The following is a 17,298-nucleotide window of genomic DNA, read 5'->3' as shown; positions in this document are numbered from 1 at the left end:
GCAGGTGCAATTGGCATGCACCTCTTTGATTACCGCAACGCGAATCTTGTAGGAGCGGGTTCACCCGCGATTGCGATGGTGGCATCACCGACGCCATCGCGGGTAAACCCGCTCCCACAGGTATCGCGCTCGCCGGTAAGAGCTGCGAGGTCAGGCTTCCTGCAACGCCCGAGGCCGCTTGCTGCGCACCTCGGCAGCCGCATCAGGAGCCTCCTGCAACTGGAAGTCGAAGCTCAGCTCGGCATAGCGCCCCGCCACACCCCGGGCGCCGTCCTCGCGGAATTGCACCTCGCCGACCAGCCCCTCGCGGGTGGCGTAGGCGAAGTCGTCCCACAGGTACTTGTCGCCGGACAGGTTGATCTGGGTGGTGAGGTGGCGATACCCCGGCGCCGAGATGAAGAAATGCACATGGGCCGGACGCTGGCCGTGCCGCCCCAGCTGGTCCAGGCATTCCTGGGTCGGCCCCTGCGGATCACAGCCATAGCCGGACGGCACGATGCTGCGTGCGCGGTAGCGGCCTTCGGCATCGGTGACGATGCGCCGGCGCAGGTTGTACTCGGACTGGCTCTGGTCGAAGAACGAATAGGTGCCCTTGGTGTTGGCATGCCACAGGTCGACGATGGCCCCGGCGATCGGCTGGCCCTGCGGGTCGAGCACCTGGCCGTCGAGGAACATCAGGGTGGCGATGCCCTCCTCGCTGCCGTCGTCCATCCGCGTCTCACCCTCGGCCAGCGGCGCACCGGCCACGTACAGCGGGCCTTCGATGGTCCGCGGGGTACCGCCGGTGAGGCCGACCTGGGCGTCCTTGGCATCCTGCAGCAGGTCGAGGAAGTGCTCGATGCCCAGGCCCGCCACCAACAGGCCGGCTTCGTTACGGCCGCCCAGGCGGTTGAGGTAGTCGACGGTCTTCCAGAACTCGTCCTCGCTGATCTCCAGGTCCTCGACGATGCACGCCACGTCCTGCAGCACGCGCAGCATGATGCGTTTCAGGCGCGGGCTGCCGTCGTCATTGCCAAGGCCAGCGGCCTCTTCGAAGAACTTCTGGACATCGGCAGTGTGGGAAATCTTCACGGTCATGGTGTTCACCTCTTGTTGTCTGTGTGGGTGTCGCAAAGCGTCCTTGCCTTACCCGCGAGCTGCTGCGGGCGCCGCAACCAGGCCCTGGCGCTTGCCGCTGAGGACATGCACGGTCATGGCCAGGGCAGCGACCGCGCCGGGAATGGCGAAGGCGATGAAGTTCAGTTGGAGCGGCAGGTTGATGCCCATCAACGCACCACCCAGCAGCGGGCCGACGATGGCGCCGTTGCGGCCGATGCCCGAGGCCCAGCCCAGGCCGGTGGAGCGGATCGACAGCCCGTACAGCTGGGCAGCGCCGGCATACAGGAGGATCTGCGTGCCGATGGTGGTGGCGCCGGCGATGAAGATCAGCAGGTACAGCACCGGCATCGGGCTGTTGACCCCGAGCAGGCTGATGGACACCGCCGCGGCGAGGAAGAAGGCGATCTTGACCTTGACCAGGTTGAAGCGGTCGCCCAGCCAGCCGCCGAGAATGGCCCCGGCCATGCCGCCGAAATTCAGGGCAAGGAGGAACGACAGGCTCGAACCCAGGCTGTAGCCGGCGCTGGCCATCAGCTTTGGCAGCCAGGAGCTGAGGGCATAGACCATCAGCAGGCAGCAGAAGAACGCCACCCACACCGACAGGGTGCGCACCGCCAGGCCGCCGCGGAACAGTTCCAGCACCGAGACGCTCTTGCCCTTGCTGTCGTGGGCTTCCAGCACATCGTCAGGCTGCGCCATGCAGGACGGATCGAGGCGCTTGAGCAGGGCCTTGGCCTGTTCACCACGGCCCTGGCGCACGAGGAAGCCGATCGACTCCGGCAGGTAGTACAGAATCACCGGCAGCAGCAACAGCGGCAGCGCGGCGGCGAAGAACATCGATTCCCAGCCGAAGCGCGGCAGCATGTAGATGCCGATGCCGGCCGAGAGCATGCCGCCTACCGAGTAGCCGCTGAACATGATCGCCACCAGCGTGCTGCGCAGGCGCTTGGGTGCGTATTCGTTCATCAGGGCCACGGCATTGGGCATCAGGCCGCCGCAGCCGAGGCCGGCGAAGAAGCGATAGATACCGAACTCGGTGGGGCTGCTGGCGAAGCCGTTGAGCAGGGTGGCGCTGGAGAACAGGGCGAAGCAGATGGCGATGCCCTTCTTGCGCCCGATCCTGTCCGCCAGGCTGCCGAAGGCCAGGGCGCCGAACATCATGCCGAACAGGGCGTAGCTACCAAGGGCGCCGGCCTGCAACGGAGTCAGGCCCCACTCCTTCATCAATACCGGCAGGACCACGCCGTAGATGAACAGGTCGTAGCCGTCGAAGATCAGCAGCAGGGCGCACCAGCACATCACCATCCAGTGAAAGCGGGTAAAGGGCGCCTGGTCGATGACCTGGTGTACGTCGATTTTTCGCATGGCATCCATCTCTTGTTTTTGTTGTGGAGAAACCGTGTCGGGCAAGGGGTCAACCGAGGTCGCCACCGCCTACGGGCAGGGTCGTGCCGGTGATATAGGAAGCCTCGTCGGAAGCCAGGAAGAGGATCGCGCCAACCTGCTCGTCGAGGCTGCCGTAGCGCTTCATCAGGCTGCTGTCGATCGTCTGGTCGACGATCTGCTGGTACCAGCCCTGCTCCTGTTCGCTCTGCTGCGCGCTGTTGCGCGGGATGCGCCGGGGCGGGGCCTCGGTGCCGCCGGGAGCCGTGGCGTTGATACGGATGCCGCGCCCGGCGTTCTCGAAGGCCAGGCAGGCGGTCAGCGCGTTCACCCCGCCCTTGGCCGCGCCATAGGGCACGCGGTTGACCCCGCGGGTGGCAATGGACGACACGTTGACGATCGCGCCCCTGCCCTGCTCCAGCATGTACGGCAGTGCCGCATGGCAGCACCACAAGGTGGGGAACAGCGAGCGACGCACTTCGGCTTCGATCTCGTGCTGCTGGTAATGCTCGAACGGCTTGGCCCAGATGGTGCCGCCGACGTTATTGACCAGGATGTCGAGGCGGCCGAAGCGCTCCACCGCCGCCGCCATCACCTGCTGGCAATCGCCGTACTGCTCAAGATCGGCGGTCAGCGCCAGCAGGCGCTCGCCCTGCTCCAACTCGAACACCAGCTCGGAACGGTCCACGGCGATCACCCGCGCCCCCTCGCCGAGCAGGCGCTCGACCAGCCGCCGGCCAATGCCTTGGGCGGCGCCGGTCACCAGCGCGATTTTGTCGTCGAATCTGTTCATCACGACCTCGAATAAAAAAGGGGTCACCCTGCCCGCACGACGGGGCAACCCCGTAAAAAAGGGTTCAGACGGCGGCGGCGAATTTCTCGTAGTAGAAATTGGCCGGGGCGATGTTCTGTTCACGCAGGTACTGGCTGACCGCCTCGACCATCGGCGGCGGACCGCACAGGTAGACATCGACATCGCCGTCGTTGAGGTGGCCCGGGGCGATGTGCTGGGTGACATAGCCCTTGTTCGGGTACTGGCTGCCGGGGTTGGCCACGCAGGCGGTGAAGGTGAAGTTGGGGATCTCGGCGGCGAAGCGCTCCAGGCGTTCCAGCTCGACCAGGTCGAAGTCGTTGGTGACGCCGTAGATCAGATGCAGCGGATGCGCGCTGCCCTGTCCGGCGATCTTCTCCAGCATCGCGGTGAACGGTGCCAGGCCGGTACCGCCAGCCAGCAGCAGCAACGGGCGCTTGACCTCGCGCAGGTAGAAGCTGCCCAGCGGACCGGTCAGGGTCATGCGGTCGCCAGCCTTGGCCAGGCCGCTGAGGAAGCTGCTCATCAGCCCGCCGGGGACATTGCGGATCAGGAAGCTGACCTCGCCATCCTTCTGCAGCGAGCTGAAGGAGTAGGCGCGGGTCTGCTCGCTGCCGGGCACCTTGAGATTGACGTATTGCCCCGGCAGGAAGGCCAGGCGCGACAGCGATTCATCCTTGATCGACAGGGCGATGGTGCTCTCGGACAACTGGCGCACCTGGCTGATGGCCGCCTCGAAACTGGCCTGCTCGGTCTTGCACAGTTGCGACGAAGCCGGCACGCGCACCACGCAATCGCTTTCGGCGCGCATCTGGCAGGTCAGCACGTAGCCTTGCTCCAGTTCGTCGGCGCTGAGGGCGTCGTCGATGAAGTTGTCGCCCATGTCGTAGCGACCGGCTTCGGCGAAGCACTTGCAGGTGCCGCAGGCGCCGTCGCGGCAGTCCAGCGGGATGTTGATGCCCTGGCGATAGGCGGCGTCGGCCACGGTTTCGCTGGCGGTGGCGTCGATGAAGCGGGTGACGCCGTCTTCGAAATTGAGCGCGATCTGGAAGCTCATGGTACACCTCGCACGCGGCCGCGGGCCTGGCGCCCCGAGGGTCGCCAACCACGCCTTGCCGGGTGATTCAAATGTGGTAGATGTCGATGACCTGACGCACGTAGTCGTTCTTCAGGACCACCTTCTTGGCCTTGATCAGCGGCTGCCCGCCGCGCAGGTCGAGGCTGTAGAAGCTGGTGCCGAAATAGCTGTCGGTGGTCTTGTAGCGGAAGCTCAGGGTGTGCCAGTTGAAGCGCACCTGGCACTGGCCATCGCCTTCCTCGACGATCTCGATATTGCTTAGGTTGTGCGAGGTCCGCGTATCCGGGATGGTCGCGCTGGAGCGTTCGGTCTTGATGCGGAACACCCGGTCTTCGAGGCCGCCACGGTTGCCGTACCAGATCAGCGAGATCTCGCTTTGCGGGTCTTCGGTGAGGCTGTCGTTGTCGTCCCAGGACGGCATCCAGAAGGTCGCGTCGGCGGCGTACAGCTCCAGCCATTCATCCCACCGGGCGTCGTCGAGCAGGCGCGCTTCGCGGTAGAGGAAGTCGCGCACGGTTTCGTAAAGGGCGCTCATCACACGGCCTCCACGGGGATCAGTTGCGGTTCGCTGCTGGCGGCCTTGAGCATGGTGTCCTGCCAGTACTTGTGCTGCAGGACGAACAGGCCCTCGTCCTCGGTGCGCACGCCGGAGAGCAGCGGATGCAGGTCGATTTCCCTGGCCGCCTCGTCGGCGCCTTCCACCCAGTGCTCGGCACCGCGGGACATGTCGTTCCAGCCGCGACCGCCACCGTAGCCGGTCTGGCAGGAGCGGAACTCTTCCAGGTCGTCCGGGGTGGCCATGCCGCTGACGTTGAAGAAATCCTCGTACTGGCGGATACGCTTGGCCCGCGCCTCGGCGCTTTCGCCACGGGGGGCGATGCAGTAGATGGTGATCTCGGTCTTGTCCACGGAGATTGGCCGGGCGATGCGGATCTGCGAACTGAACTGGTCCATCAGGTAGACGTTGGGGTACAGGCACAGGTTGCGCGAGTTCTGGATCATCCAGTCGGCGCGGGCCTGGCCGAAGTCGCGGGCCAGTTCGTCGCGGCGCTCGAAGGCCGGGCGGTCCTCGGGGTTGGCCCAGCGGGTCCAGAGCAGCAGGTGGCCATGCTCGAAGGAGTAGAAGCCGCCGCCGTTCTTGGCCCAGCTGCCGGCGCTCATGGTCTTGATTTCTTCACCGGCCTCGCGCTGCTTGCGCTGGTTCTGGGTGGCGGCGTAGTTCCAGTGCACGGAGCTGACGTGGTAGCCGTCGGCGCCGTTTTCGGCAGTGAGCTTCCAGTTGCCTTCGTAGATGTACGAACTGGAGCCGCGCAGCACTTCCAGGCCATCCGGGGACTGGTCGACGATCATGTCGATGATCTTCGCCGACTCGCCGAGGTGCTCCACCAGGGGCTTCACATCGGCATTCAGGCTGCCGAACAGGAAGCCGCGGTAGGACTCGAAGCGCGCCACCCTGGTCAGGTCGTGGGAGCCTTCGCAGTTGAACGAGGACGGGTAGCCGGCCGCGCTCGGATCCTTGACCTTGAGCAGCTTGCCGCTGTTGTTGAAGGTCCAGCCGTGGAACGGGCAGGTGTAGCTGGAGCGGTTGCCGGTCTTGTGCCGGCAGAGCATCGCGCCGCGGTGGCTGCAGGCGTTGAGGAAGGCGTTCAGCTCACCGTCCTTGTTGCGCGCGATGAAGATCGGCTGGCGCCCCATGGTGGTGGTGAGGAAGTCGTTGTTGTTGGGGATCTGGCTGTCGTGGGCCAGGTAGATCCAGTTGCCCTCGAAGATGTGCTGCATCTCCAGTTCGAACAACCGCGGATCGGTGAACATCTCCCGCTTGCAGCGGTAGATGCCTTGGTCCTTGTCTTCCTCAAGCAGGGCATTCAGGTAGTCGATTCCCAGGGTCATGGCCGGGACCTCCGTTTTTATTATCTGACGGAGGCCAGATTAGGCGGGTGGCGATGGGCTCGATATCCGGTTTTTGCAGACCGCTATCCGTTTTTTGCAGGGGTGTAGGTAAAGGTAAAAAAGCACGACGCGGCCCCCGTGGGAGCGGGTTTACCCGCGATTGCGATAGTGAACTCACGGACGCAATCGCGGGTAAACCCGCTCCCACAGGGGGCCGCGTCGCTCTTGGACCTGCTCTCTGTGTGACAGCGCAGCCTGAAAGGCTGGGTGAGCTCCCACAGGGTTGCTGTTTCAGGCCCGGCGCTTGAGGGTGTCGGAGGGCAGTTCGCCGAATTGCCGGCGATAGCTTTCGGAGAAGCGCCCCAGGTGCAGGAAACCGTAATCCAGGGCCAGCTCGGTGAGGCTGCGCACCAGGCAATCCGGGTCGCTCAGGCAGGCGTGGATGCATTCCAGCTTGCGCTGGCGGATGTACTGCTTGGGCGTGATGCCGAGCTGGCGCTCGAACAGCGCATACAGCGAGCGCACGCTCATCCGCGCCTGCTCGGCCAGGTGTTCGCTGGACAGTTCCTGCTTGAGGTTGCGCTCGATGTAGTCGGTGATCCGCTCGAAGCTGGCGGAGGACGTGCCCAGGCTCTCGCGGCGGATGTTGGTGGTCAGCAGCGACAGCAACTTGCTGCCGACGATCTGGCTGTAGTGGCTCTGCACCCGCAGCAGCGGGTCGCTGGCCTCGGCTTCCTGGCAGACCATGGCCAGCAGGCTGGCGAAGCCTTCCAGTTCGTCGAGGCGGTAATGGTTACGCAGAAAGCGCACGCCGCTGTCCGGACGCTGCCAGCGGTGCTCGTCGCACACCGCTTCGAGGACCTTGACCGGCACCTTGAGAATGAATTTCTCGCAGTCTTCCGAGTAAGTCAGGTCCACCGGGTCGTCGGGGTTGATCAGCAGCAACTCGCCGGGCACCAGGTGATGCTCGCGCTGATGCCCACGCCACAGGCAGTTGCCGCTGAGCAGCACTTGCAGGTGGTAGATGGTCTCCAGCGCCGGCGAGGTGACGCGCACGCTGCCACCGTAGCTGATGCGGCACAGGTCGAGGTCGGCGAACTTGCGATGGTTGAGACTGGCGAGCGGGTGGGTGCTGCGGGAAAGGCCTATGCAATGCTGGCCGACGTGTCGGTTGACGTAGTCGGACACGGCATAGGGGTCGGCATGTCGAAACACGCTACTGCGGTCACTCAGCAGGCGGCTATCCATCGGCAAGGCACTCGCTTTTTTATAGTTATGGTCGTGGCGCTCCTGTGGCGGGCGCTCTATGGGTCACAGTACGCAAAGGCAGGGGTCGGCACAATTCACCGGCGACAAACAGTGCCGGGGTGCGGATGCCAGCCCTGCCGGACTTCATCGGATCAACGGTCGTCGGCATGGATCGACGAGGGGTGGCGGCACAGGCCGTCGACTTCGATATCCATGTAGGGGAACAGCGGCAACTGCATCAGCGTGTCGTGCAGCGCCTCGACGCTAGGCAGGTCGAACACGCTGTAGTTGGCGTAATGCCCGGCGATGCGCCAGAGATGGCGCCAGATGCCCTCGCGTTGCAGGCGCTGGGCCAGTTCCTTTTCGTCTGCCTTGAGTTGCGTGGCCTTGGCCGGGTCCATGTCGACCGGCAATTTCACCGTCATCTTCACGTGGAACAGCATGGGAATCTCCTTTTAGCGGCGGGCGAAGCGCGACAGTTGCGCCTCGTCGAGGGTCAGGCCGAGGCCGGGGGTGCGCGGCACATGCAGCTGGAAATCGCGATACACCGGGGCCTCGCGGACGATTTCCTCGGTCAGCAGCAGCGGCCCGAACAGCTCGGTGCCCCAGGTCAGCTGGCGCAGGGTGAGGAAGGCATGGGCCGAGGCCAGGGTACCGACCGCGCCTTCGAGCATGGTCCCGCCATACAGGGCGATACCTGCTGCTTCGGCGATCTGCGCGGTGCGCAGCACGGCACGGGGGCCGCCGTTCTTGGCGATCTTCAGGGCGAAGATGCTGGCGGCGCCGTCGGCGGCCAGGCTGAAGGCGTCCTCGACACTTTCGATGGATTCGTCGGCCATGATCGGCGCCGGGCTGCGCTGGTTCAGGCGCACCTGGCCGGAGCGGTTGACCCGCGAGATCGGCTGCTCGATCAGGTCGATGCCGTTGTCGCCCAGCACCTGGCAGCCACGGATGGCCTGGGACTCGTCCCAGTACTGGTTGACGTCGACGCGCACGCTGGCGTAATCGCCGAGCGCCTTCTTGATCGCCACCACGTGCTTGAGGTCCTGCTCCAGCGGGTTGGCGCCGATCTTCAGCTTGAAGATGCGATGGCGGCGGATCTCCAGCATCTGCTCGGCCTCGGCGATATCCCGGGCGGTGTCGCCGCTGGCCAGGGTCCAGGCCACTTCCAGGCTGTCGCGCACACGCCCGCCGAGCAGCTCGCTGACCGGCAGGCCGAGGCGCTTGCCTTGGGCATCGAGCAAGGCGCTTTCCAGGCCGGACTTGGCGAAGGTATTGCCCTTGGCGATCTTGTCCAGCTTGAGCATGGCCGCGTTGATATTGTCCGCGGCCATGCCCAGCAGTGCCGGGGCCAGGTGCTGGTCGATATTGGCCTTGATGCTTTCCGGGCTTTCGTAGCCGTAGGACAGGCCGCCTATGGTGGTGGCCTCGCCGATACCTTCGACGCCGTCGCTGCAGCGCAGGCGCAGGATCACCAGGGTCTGTTGCTGCATGGTATGCATCGCCAGCTTGTGCGGGCGGATGGTGGGCAGGTCGACGATGATCGCCTGTACCTGTTCGATCACTGCATTGCTCATTGGCCTGGGTACCTTGTGGCCGGCGGCGCCCCTGCGCTGCCGTTGGTGTTCATGGGTTGAGCAAAGGATTGCCTGTTGGCGGCTGGCAATCCAATATCGAATACCTCTGCCACCATACCCAGGAAGTCTGATGGAGCTTCGCCACCTGCGTTACTTCAAGGCGCTCGCCGAAACCCTGAACTTCACCCGCGCCGCCGAACGCCTGCACATGGCCCAGCCGCCATTGAGCCGGCAGATCGCCCAGCTGGAGGAAGAACTCGGCACCGTGCTGGTGGAGCGCGGCCGGCCGCTGCGCCTGACCGAGGCCGGGCGCTACTTCTACGAGCAGAGCGGCACCCTGCTCCAGCAACTGGAACAGATCGGCACCACCACCCGGCGCATCGGCCAGGGCCAGCGCCACTGGCTGGGTATCGGCTTTGCACCGTCGACGCTGTATGGGCTGTTGCCGGAACTGACCCGGGAATTGCGCAGCGACACCGAACTGCAACTGGACCTGATCGAGATGACCACGGTGCAGCAGGTCGAAGCGCTCAAGGCCGGGCGTATCGATATTGGTTTCGGACGCATCCGCATCGACGATCCGGCCATCGAGCAACGGGTGTTGTACGAGGATCCGCTGGTGGCGGTGCTACCACGCGGGCATGGGTTGTGCGGGACGACGCCGAGCCTGGCGCAACTGGCGAAGGAAGCGTTCGTGCTGTATCCGGCCACGCCGCGGCCGAGCTATGCCGACCATGTGCTGGCCCTGTTCGCCCACCATGGCTTGAGCGTCAAGGTCGGCCAGTGGAGCAATGAATTGCAGACGGCGCTGGGTCTGGTGGCGGCGGGTCTTGGCGTCACGCTGGCGCCGGCGTCGGTGCGCCAGCAACATCGTGCGGATCTGGAATATACCGGGGTGAGCGACCGGGATGCAGTGAGCCCGATCATTCTCAGTCGGCGCAAGGATGAGGCGGGGCCGGTGTTGTTGCGGTGCATGGGGTTGATCGAGGAGTTGCTGGCGACACAGTCCGGACCGGATCTACCTGAGATTACGCCAGCGGGTTCGCTATCGTGATCGCGGGAGAACCTGCGCCGACCCGGTCGTCTGTTGCTCAGCGGGAACGGGAGCGGATCAGATGGCTGAGCCCTGAGCTAGATGCCGTCCTTCTCACAGACCTGACCCGCTGCCTCGCCCAAGCCCACGACGTAAAATTTTCCGCTGGACAATTTCATTGCCAGGAAAGGTTCAAAGCCCGCATAGGCCCCGTATGAATTCTTGGCATTGACCAAACCACAGGTAGTGCCATTCTTGGCGATGCGCACATTCTTGAATCTTGCACTTTCGGCATCCTTCAAGCGGTCGTCCATCGCCACCTTCAATCCGGCCAGGTCCGAACTCCCGGCTGCAGCGCCCGCAGCAATCGCGAGTGGTGCAAGGACAAGTTGCAAAGTTGCAACCAAGGCAATTTTCCTGATCATTCCCAAACTCCATCCTGTGAAGTGCGGAGAGTATCAAGAAATCTGCGGCATTAGTTGCAGGGAGAGATCATATTGCCATTACGAACAACCCCTGCGGACCACCTCCACCACCCACTCCATGAACACCCGCAACTTGCCGCTGACATGCCTGTTCGGCGTGTAGGCGATATACAGCGGCATTGGCGCAATCTCCCAGTCCTCGAACAGCCTGACCAGTTCGCCGTTGGCCAGCGCCCCTAGCGCCATGTAGCGCGGCAACCACAGCACGCCCAATCCCGCCTGCCCCGCCGCCAGGTAGGCGTTGCCATCGTCCACCACCAGGCTCGACCGTCCCTGGACCTGCAAGGACTCGCCCTCCCGTTGCAGGCTGAACACCAGCGTCTGTCCCTTGCGCGCGCCGCGATAGCCGACCACCCGGTGCTCGCCGGCCTGCAACTGCGCAGGATGCTTGGGGGTGCCATGGGCAGCCAGGTAAGCCGGCGCGGCGTACACCTCCAGCGGCAGGTCGGCGATATGCCTGGCCACCAGCGACGCATCAGTGATTTCTCCTCCGCGGATCACGCAATCGACGCTTTCATCCAGCAGGCTGACATGCCGGTCGCTGACGCCCAGGTCCAGCTGGATGTCCGGGTAACGCTCATGGAACCCGGGCAACGCCGGGATCAGCAACAGGCGGGCGAACGGACTGGGCACATCCACGCGCAAGCGCCCACGCGGCGCAACGGCGGCGCTGGACAGCGCGGTGTCGGCATCCTCCAGCGCCGCCAGCAGTGCCTGAACACGCTCGTAGTAGGCGGCGCCATCGGCAGTCACCGCTACCTTGCGCGTGGTGCGGTTGAGCAGCTTGACCCGCAACCGCGCCTCCAGTTGCTGGACCAGCTGGCTGACCGTGGTCTTGCTCATGTGCAGGGTGCTGGCCGCGCGGGTGAAACTGCCGGTTTCCACCACGCGGGCGAAGGCCTGCATCGCATCGAAACGGTCCATCGAAGCTCCGGATTGTTTGGGATCTGCAAACAGTGTTGGCCAGCATTGCCTGTTTATCCGGGCCGGGCAAGGACCTTACCTTGGCCATGTTTCTTGCACAGTCTGGAGTTAGCGATGAATCAGCGTGATGTGGTATTTCCGGCCGGCCGCCAGGCCCTGTATGAGCGCAACCGCTATTCGGCGGCGGTGCGCGCCAATGGCTTGCTGTTCGTTTCCGGCCAGGTCGGCAGCCGCGAGGATGGCTCGCCGGAGCCGGAGCTCAAGGCCCAGGTGCGCCGCGCCTTCGACAACCTGAATGCGGTGCTGGCGGCGGCGGGTTGCAGCTTCGACGATGTCCAGGACGTCACCGTGTTCATGGTCGAACCGCAGGCGATCTTCGAACAGGTCTGGGAGGTGGTGCCGGAATACTGGGGGCAAGCGCCCTTCCCGGCCTTGACTGCCGTGGGCGTGACCTGGCTGTACGGCTTCCAGGTGGAGATCAAGGTGGTGGCGAAGCTGCCAGCCTGAGTTGCACGGGAAAGGGCCACGTGAACGTGTCTCCAGCTGAAAACCGCCCCGGGACACCTCCAGATTTCGTGTACTCAAGAATCTGGGGTGTTACCAGTTTTCGGTGATTTCCCGCGCAACGAAAAAAGGCCCCGAAGGGCCTTTTTTCTTTCACTCCAGAATGATCATGAAACCATTCTGAAGCGCCATATTTGGAGCGGGAAACGAGACTCGCATCTGGCATCCTACCCGTTGAAAAATAAGGTTTTTCATAAATCCCCGAGTTGGGGCTAGCCTCAATTGTGTACTTATTCGGAGGGGATAGCAACGCGGTATCGATCAACGCACACCTTGAAGATGTTTCAACCCTTGCTGTTCACGCAGAATGAACAGATTCACACGCCACTGCGACCCTGCCCTCCTCCAACTGACCCAATCGGTTAGCCCAGTCCTGCATCATCGCTCGTCGCTGCTCGACGTACTGAGCTTGTGTGTAGGCCGCTCGCACCTTATTAGGCTCACTGTGCGAGAGCTGGGCATCTATCCATTGTTGGGGGTAGCAATTGAAGGTCCACCACCAGGTTGTCAATCAGTCGCGTCTTGCCAAGGCGCGCGGCAACCAGAATTACCCATTGTTCATCCTCATGTGTCGCCGTTTCCAGACTCCGCGCATTTCTCACTTCCAGGTAGTCCAGCTCAAAACCCGCCGCATCTAATCGCTGTCGGCAGCCTTGGAGTGGTGGGCCGATCTCTTGCCCTTGTTGTATCAAGGCCGCCAGTTCAATCAGGCATTTGTGTAGCAAAGGCGCGGTCGCCCGCTGCGCCTCGCTCAGATAGCCATTTCGCGAGGACAACGCCAAGCCGTCCGGGGCACGAACGGTAGGAGCCCCCACAATCACCGTCGGATTGTTGAGGTCTCTTACCATTGCCCGAATGACTGCAAGCTGCTGGTAGTCCTTTTCGCCGAAAACCGCGAGATCTGGCTGGACGATGTTCAGCAGTTTGATCACCACGGTTGCCATACCGTCGAAGTGGCCAGGGCGCGAAACGCCACACAACCCTTGTGACACCCGCGGCACCCTGACAAAAGTCAGATCCTGCATGCCATCCGGATACATCTGTTCGACGCCTGGCGCAAACAACACATCGCACCCTGCGCCCTCTAACCGCTTCTGGTCGGCGTGCAACGTTCTCGGGTAACTGGCCAGGTCCTCACCAGCACCGAACTGAAGGGGGTTGACGAAGATACTGGCCACCACAATGTCGGCCATTTGTCTGGCAAGTTCCACCAGCGCGATATGTCCGTCGTGCAAGTTACCCATGGTGGCCACCAGCGCGATCCGGCGGTGCTCCGCACGCACGTCAGCGAGGTGTGCGCGAACCGCGGTGACCGTATCGAATGTCAGCATCAATCACGCCTCATGGGCCAGTTGAGCGTCGATTGCCTCCAACAACCGCGGGTCATCAGCCGCTACATCGGGCGCAAAACGAGCGACTACCGCCCCTCTCCGATCGACCAGGAATTTCTCGAAATTCCACAGCACATCCGTGCGCTTGTCAGAAACAACGCCATAGCTCTTGAGCCGCTCCCTGAAGGGGCCCTCACCAATCGTCTCGGGCTGTGCAGCCGTGAGCTCGGCATAGAGCGGGTGGCGATCATCGCCATTGACGGACAGTTTAGAGAACAACGGAAACTGGATGCCGTAGTTCAGCGAGCAGAACTCGGCAATTTCGGCGTCGTTGCCCGGCTCCTGCTCCTTGAAGTTGTTGGCGGGGAAACCCAGCACCTGCAGCCCTTGGTCTTTCTTGCGCTGGTAGAGCTTTTCCAGACCTTCATACTGCGGGGTGAGCCCGCACTTCGACGCCACGTTGACCAGCAGTAGTACTTTGCCGCGATAACGGCCAAGGTTGCTCGGGGTGCCATCGATCTGCTGCAAGGGAATATCGTAAAGGGAACTGCTCATGGACCTGCCTCTCCTGCAAGGTTGATTTCAATAATGGGAAAACCTGGGTTTCCAATACAGATAAAGCACGAGCCCACCGGCGCTCAATGACATCAGCGCAGACAAGAGGAATACACAGGCGTAGCCATGGCCTGCCGCAACCAGCCCCAACACCGGCCCCGCCAACCCGACCGCGACGTCGAAAAACAATGAAAGCGCGCTCAGCGCCGAATTTCGATTGGCGGCGGGAATCACCGCGAGGGTTTCCATGCCGAGCCCCGGATAGACCCATGAAACGCCGATACCCGTCAGGGCCCCACCCGCGATCACCAGCACCGGCGACGGCGCCAGCCCGACCAGCAGCAGGCCCGCCGTCTGCACCAGCAGGCACACAGTAACCACCTTGTAGCCCCGCAGCCGCTGCAGAATGCCCGGGGATGCCAGCCGGGCGACGATAAAACCTGCACCAAAGCCGCTGAGGCAAAACGCTGCACCCTGCCAGCCCAGGCTATCGAAATACAGCGCCACAAATGCCATCAACCCGCCATAGCCCACCGAGCTGCACACCAACACAACACCGTTGGGCAACACCGCAAGCAGCACGCGATGAAAAGCCAACCGCACACCTGCCGCCACCGGCGCCGGACGCTTGCCGAGCGCCACAAGCACGAACGCCAAGCCCAGCACCGCTGTACACAGCCCGACACTGGCGAGGCCGAATGTATTTCCCAGCATCCGGCCGAGTGGTGCGCCAATCGCCACACCACCATAGGCCGCTATACCGTTCCAGGACATAACCTTTGCAGTGCTCGCCGCACCGCTAAGGCCAATCGCCCAGGTGCAGCAGGGCGTGGAGATCATTGCGGTGCACAGGCCCAGGGCGAGTCTGCTCAGCACCAGCGGCGTCAGGCTGAGCCACAACGGCGTCTGGAGCGTAAGCGCAAGCCAGGTCAGCAGACCGCTGGCAATCAGGCCGCCGAGTCCGCACACCACCGCGCACCTGGCCCCCAGGCGATCGGCCACGCTCCCGGCCAGCGGCCGTGCCAGCAATGTCGCCAGGTACTGCACGCCGATCACTGCGCCCGCAAACACCGAGGTCAGGCCAAGGTCATGCAACACAAAGCCGGGCAACACGGCCAGCGGCAGGCCGCTGCACACATAGCCAATGAAGTTGAAACAGATGATGGAAAGGATCTGCACATCGGAATGCACCCGCGTGCGGTTGTCGGCGCTCACAACACGGCTATCGCTCATTGATTACATCGCCCCCGCCAACCCTGCACCGGCCTACTGTCCGCTGTAGCAACCCACCGCGACCACATAGCCATTCACCCGTTGCAAAAAGGTTTTCTTGAACTCGTTTTGCCCGGTCATGGGGTTGCGCCACAGGTAGCCGAGCTCTCCGGTCTCATGATTTTCCATCTGCCGTAGCATCTCTTGGCCGATCGGTTTGCCGTCGGTGGAGCGCAGGGACTTGAAGTCAATACCGATCAGGCGCGGCAAGAACCCATGGGCGATAAAGCGCTGGGTCTTGAGGTCAACCACGAAGGCATAGAGGTCATCCTGGGTGAGCTGTTTGTCGTGCTGATTGATGAGCGCGAAGGTTGCATTCGGGTCTTTGCGCACCAGGTCGGCGACCCGCTGCATCAGCGCGCGGGCCTGTTCAGGGCTGGAGCGCGGCATGTAGTAGCCCACGGAGATTACCCGATCCCCCAGCCGCCGATAGAACACGCGCTTGCGCTCCACCTTGGCGTGCTGCCAGTTCCACCAACGGTATTCAGCGCTGCGGACAGTCCCATCGTCAGGTTCCTCGATGGCCTGCCGGAACGCGACCTTGAGATCGTCGTCCAGCACACTCACCACGGATTTGCCGACCAGAGCCACCGATGAGCCGCCGCTGGCCAACATAACGCCCGAGGTATCAACCACGTAGATGTACAGCTCGCCATCGACGAAGTCGCCCTGGCGACTGAATTCAGCCAAGGCACTGTCGCCCCTGGCCTGGTAGCGGGCCACAGCCTTGGCCAGCAATGCCTGGGCACGCTGGCTTTCAGCGTCGTAGGCATCGGTCGACGGCGGCTGGGCCATCGCAAGCACGGAGGCAAGGCATAGGCAAAAAACTGCAAAAGCACGATAGATGCTCATTGTTGCTATTCCTCTGGTGAGCGCTCGGTGTCATCGCCTCGCCCTGCCCGCAAGCCTCTAGAGCGTGCGGCCAATGATCTCTTTCATGATTTCCGAGGTGCCGCCATAAATCCTCGCAACACGCGCATCGACCCAGGCCCGGCTGATCTTGTACTCGCTCATGAACCCGTAGCCGCCATGCAACTGCAGGAACTCGTCAAGCAGCTTGCCCTGCATTTCCGAGCCCAGCAGCTTGGCCATGGCGGCTACGTCCGCAGGCAGTTCGCCACGCATGACCTTGGCCAGGCAATCATCCACAAACACCCTGAGCATGGTGAACTGCGCCTTGGCTTCGGCAAGTTTGAAACGGGTGTTCTGGAAGTCCAGCACCGGCTTGCCGAACACTTTTCGTTCGCGGGTGTAGTCGATGGTCTCTTGCAGCAGCGTCTCAATTGATTGGGCGGCGCGGATCGCGATAATCAGGCGCTCCCACGCCAACTGATGGGTGAGGTACTTGAAGCCCTGGCCTTCTTCGCCCAATCGGTTGGCGACAGGCACCCGCACATCATCGAAAAACAATTCAGCGGTGTCCTGGCCTTTCAGACCGATCTTTTCCAGCAAGCGGCCCTTGGAGAAGCCATCGCGCTCTTCTTCGACGCAAATCAGCGTGAGTTCCCTGGCACTCGGATCGAGCTTGGTGGCGGTGACCATCAGACCAGCGTTGCCGCCGTTGGTAATGAAGGTCTTCTGTCCGGAAACAATGTAGTCATCGTCCTCCCGGCGCGCCAAGGTGCGCATCGAGCGCAGGTCGCTGCCGATATCCGGCTCGCTCATGGCAATCACACCAATTAATTCGCCACTGACCATGCGCGGCAACCAGCGCTGTTTCTGCTCTTCGCTGCCATAGGCGACGATGTAAGGGGCGACGATCTCAGAGTGGGTGGTAAACCCCACCGCCGTGGCATTGGCCCGCGCCAGTTCCTCGATCATCACGGCCGAGTGGCCGAAATCTCCACCCGGGCCGCCGTATTCCTCAGGCACGGTGGAGCACAGCAAGCCGGTCTCCCCCGCCTTGAGCCAGACATCCTTGGGCACGATGCCGTTCTTTTCCCACTCATGCAGGTAGGGCACGATCTCGCGATCGACGAACCGGCGTGCCTGCTCGCGGAACATGTTGTGGTCTTCACGGAAAACGCCGCGCATCTTCAATACTCCAAA

18 protein-coding genes and 1 pseudogene are annotated in these 17,298 nt (G+C 63.0%); 2 read left to right on the top strand and 17 right to left on the bottom strand.

Going from position 1 to position 17,298, the window contains the following annotated elements; translation table 11 throughout:
- Positions 1–150 precede the first annotated feature (150 nt).
- The 9 genes from catA to V0R59_RS21680 form a co-directional block, all read right to left on the bottom strand.
- Positions 151–1,077, bottom strand: a complete 927-nt coding sequence (gene catA / locus V0R59_RS21720; protein ID WP_330078410.1) for a catechol 1,2-dioxygenase — start codon at positions 1,075–1,077, stop codon at positions 151–153.
- A 48-nt stretch (positions 1,078–1,125) separates the two neighbouring features.
- The gene (locus V0R59_RS21715; RefSeq protein ID WP_330078409.1) at positions 1,126–2,463 is read right to left on the bottom strand and encodes an MFS transporter; all 1,338 of its coding nucleotides are present in this window, start codon (positions 2,461–2,463) and stop codon (positions 1,126–1,128) included.
- 49 nt (positions 2,464–2,512) lie between these two features.
- Positions 2,513–3,277, bottom strand: a complete 765-nt coding sequence (locus V0R59_RS21710) for a 1,6-dihydroxycyclohexa-2,4-diene-1-carboxylate dehydrogenase (RefSeq protein WP_330078408.1) — start codon at positions 3,275–3,277, stop codon at positions 2,513–2,515.
- Between the two features lie 61 nt (positions 3,278–3,338).
- On the bottom strand, positions 3,339–4,349 hold the full coding sequence (gene benC, locus V0R59_RS21705; RefSeq protein ID WP_330078407.1) for a benzoate 1,2-dioxygenase electron transfer component BenC: 1,011 nt from the start codon (positions 4,347–4,349) through the stop codon (positions 3,339–3,341).
- Positions 4,350–4,416: 67 nt separating this feature from the next.
- Complete coding sequence (gene benB / locus V0R59_RS21700) at positions 4,417–4,905, bottom strand: benzoate 1,2-dioxygenase small subunit (RefSeq protein ID WP_330078406.1); 489 nt, start codon at positions 4,903–4,905, stop codon at positions 4,417–4,419.
- The gene (benA, locus tag V0R59_RS21695; protein ID WP_330078405.1) at positions 4,905–6,260 is read right to left on the bottom strand and encodes a benzoate 1,2-dioxygenase large subunit; all 1,356 of its coding nucleotides are present in this window, start codon (positions 6,258–6,260) and stop codon (positions 4,905–4,907) included. The genes benB and benA overlap by 1 nt, the downstream gene beginning before the upstream one ends.
- Before the next feature lie 291 nt (positions 6,261–6,551).
- Positions 6,552–7,508, bottom strand: coding sequence for an AraC family transcriptional regulator (locus tag V0R59_RS21690; RefSeq protein ID WP_330076715.1), 957 nt, complete (start codon positions 7,506–7,508; stop codon positions 6,552–6,554).
- Between the two features lie 152 nt (positions 7,509–7,660).
- Positions 7,661–7,951: a muconolactone Delta-isomerase gene (gene catC / locus V0R59_RS21685; protein WP_330076714.1), complete on the bottom strand. Its 291-nt coding sequence runs from the start codon at positions 7,949–7,951 to the stop codon at positions 7,661–7,663.
- A 12-nt stretch (positions 7,952–7,963) separates the two neighbouring features.
- On the bottom strand, positions 7,964–9,085 hold the full coding sequence (locus tag V0R59_RS21680; protein WP_330076713.1) for a muconate cycloisomerase family protein: 1,122 nt from the start codon (positions 9,083–9,085) through the stop codon (positions 7,964–7,966).
- A 130-nt stretch (positions 9,086–9,215) separates the two neighbouring features.
- On the opposite strand from V0R59_RS21680, the gene V0R59_RS21675 reads away from it, so the two are divergent.
- Positions 9,216–10,139 carry a LysR family transcriptional regulator gene (locus tag V0R59_RS21675; protein WP_330076712.1) on the top strand — a complete coding sequence of 308 codons (924 nt, stop codon included), beginning with the start codon at positions 9,216–9,218 and terminating at the stop codon, positions 10,137–10,139.
- Between the two features lie 77 nt (positions 10,140–10,216).
- On the opposite strand, the gene V0R59_RS21670 is transcribed toward V0R59_RS21675, so the two are convergent.
- Together V0R59_RS21670 and V0R59_RS21665 are read right to left on the bottom strand one after the other, a co-directional pair.
- Positions 10,217–10,543, bottom strand: coding sequence for a hypothetical protein (locus V0R59_RS21670; protein ID WP_330076711.1), 327 nt, complete (start codon positions 10,541–10,543; stop codon positions 10,217–10,219).
- A 78-nt stretch (positions 10,544–10,621) separates the two neighbouring features.
- Entirely contained in the window at positions 10,622–11,527 is a 906-nt protein-coding gene (locus V0R59_RS21665) for a LysR family transcriptional regulator (RefSeq protein WP_330076710.1), read from the bottom strand.
- Between the two features lie 114 nt (positions 11,528–11,641).
- Between V0R59_RS21665 and V0R59_RS21660 the strand changes: the two genes are divergently transcribed.
- The gene (locus tag V0R59_RS21660) at positions 11,642–12,034 is read left to right on the top strand and encodes a RidA family protein (protein WP_330076709.1); all 393 of its coding nucleotides are present in this window, start codon (positions 11,642–11,644) and stop codon (positions 12,032–12,034) included.
- A 379-nt stretch (positions 12,035–12,413) separates the two neighbouring features.
- Here the strand turns inward: V0R59_RS21660 and V0R59_RS32185 are convergent.
- The 6 genes and pseudogenes from V0R59_RS32185 to V0R59_RS21635 form a co-directional block, all read right to left on the bottom strand.
- Positions 12,414–12,572 (bottom strand): annotated as a pseudogene (locus V0R59_RS32185) (integrase); the annotation flags it as partial.
- The gene (panC, locus tag V0R59_RS21655; protein WP_330076708.1) at positions 12,532–13,422 is read right to left on the bottom strand and encodes a pantoate--beta-alanine ligase; all 891 of its coding nucleotides are present in this window, start codon (positions 13,420–13,422) and stop codon (positions 12,532–12,534) included. The pseudogene V0R59_RS32185 and the gene panC, both read right to left, overlap by 41 nt.
- A 3-nt stretch (positions 13,423–13,425) precedes the next feature.
- Positions 13,426–13,977 carry a glutathione peroxidase gene (locus V0R59_RS21650; RefSeq protein ID WP_095156560.1) on the bottom strand — a complete coding sequence of 184 codons (552 nt, stop codon included), beginning with the start codon at positions 13,975–13,977 and terminating at the stop codon, positions 13,426–13,428.
- Positions 13,978–14,004: 27 nt separating this feature from the next.
- Complete coding sequence (locus V0R59_RS21645) at positions 14,005–15,210, bottom strand: MFS transporter (RefSeq protein ID WP_330076707.1); 1,206 nt, start codon at positions 15,208–15,210, stop codon at positions 14,005–14,007.
- A gap of 33 nt (positions 15,211–15,243) precedes the next feature.
- A complete protein-coding gene (locus V0R59_RS21640; protein ID WP_330076706.1) occupies positions 15,244–16,101 on the bottom strand; it encodes a cache domain-containing protein in 858 nt (285 codons plus the stop codon).
- A gap of 57 nt (positions 16,102–16,158) precedes the next feature.
- On the bottom strand, positions 16,159–17,283 hold the full coding sequence (locus tag V0R59_RS21635) for an acyl-CoA dehydrogenase family protein (protein ID WP_330076705.1): 1,125 nt from the start codon (positions 17,281–17,283) through the stop codon (positions 16,159–16,161).
- Positions 17,284–17,298 lie beyond the last annotated feature (15 nt).

The sequence above is a fragment of the Pseudomonas ulcerans genome (assembly GCF_036324125.1).
In the GTDB taxonomy this organism is placed as follows: Bacteria; Pseudomonadota; Gammaproteobacteria; order Pseudomonadales; family Pseudomonadaceae; genus Aquipseudomonas; species Aquipseudomonas ulcerans.
The sequence above is the reverse complement of the archived record's forward strand: the minus strand, read 5'-3'. Positions and strand labels throughout refer to the sequence as shown.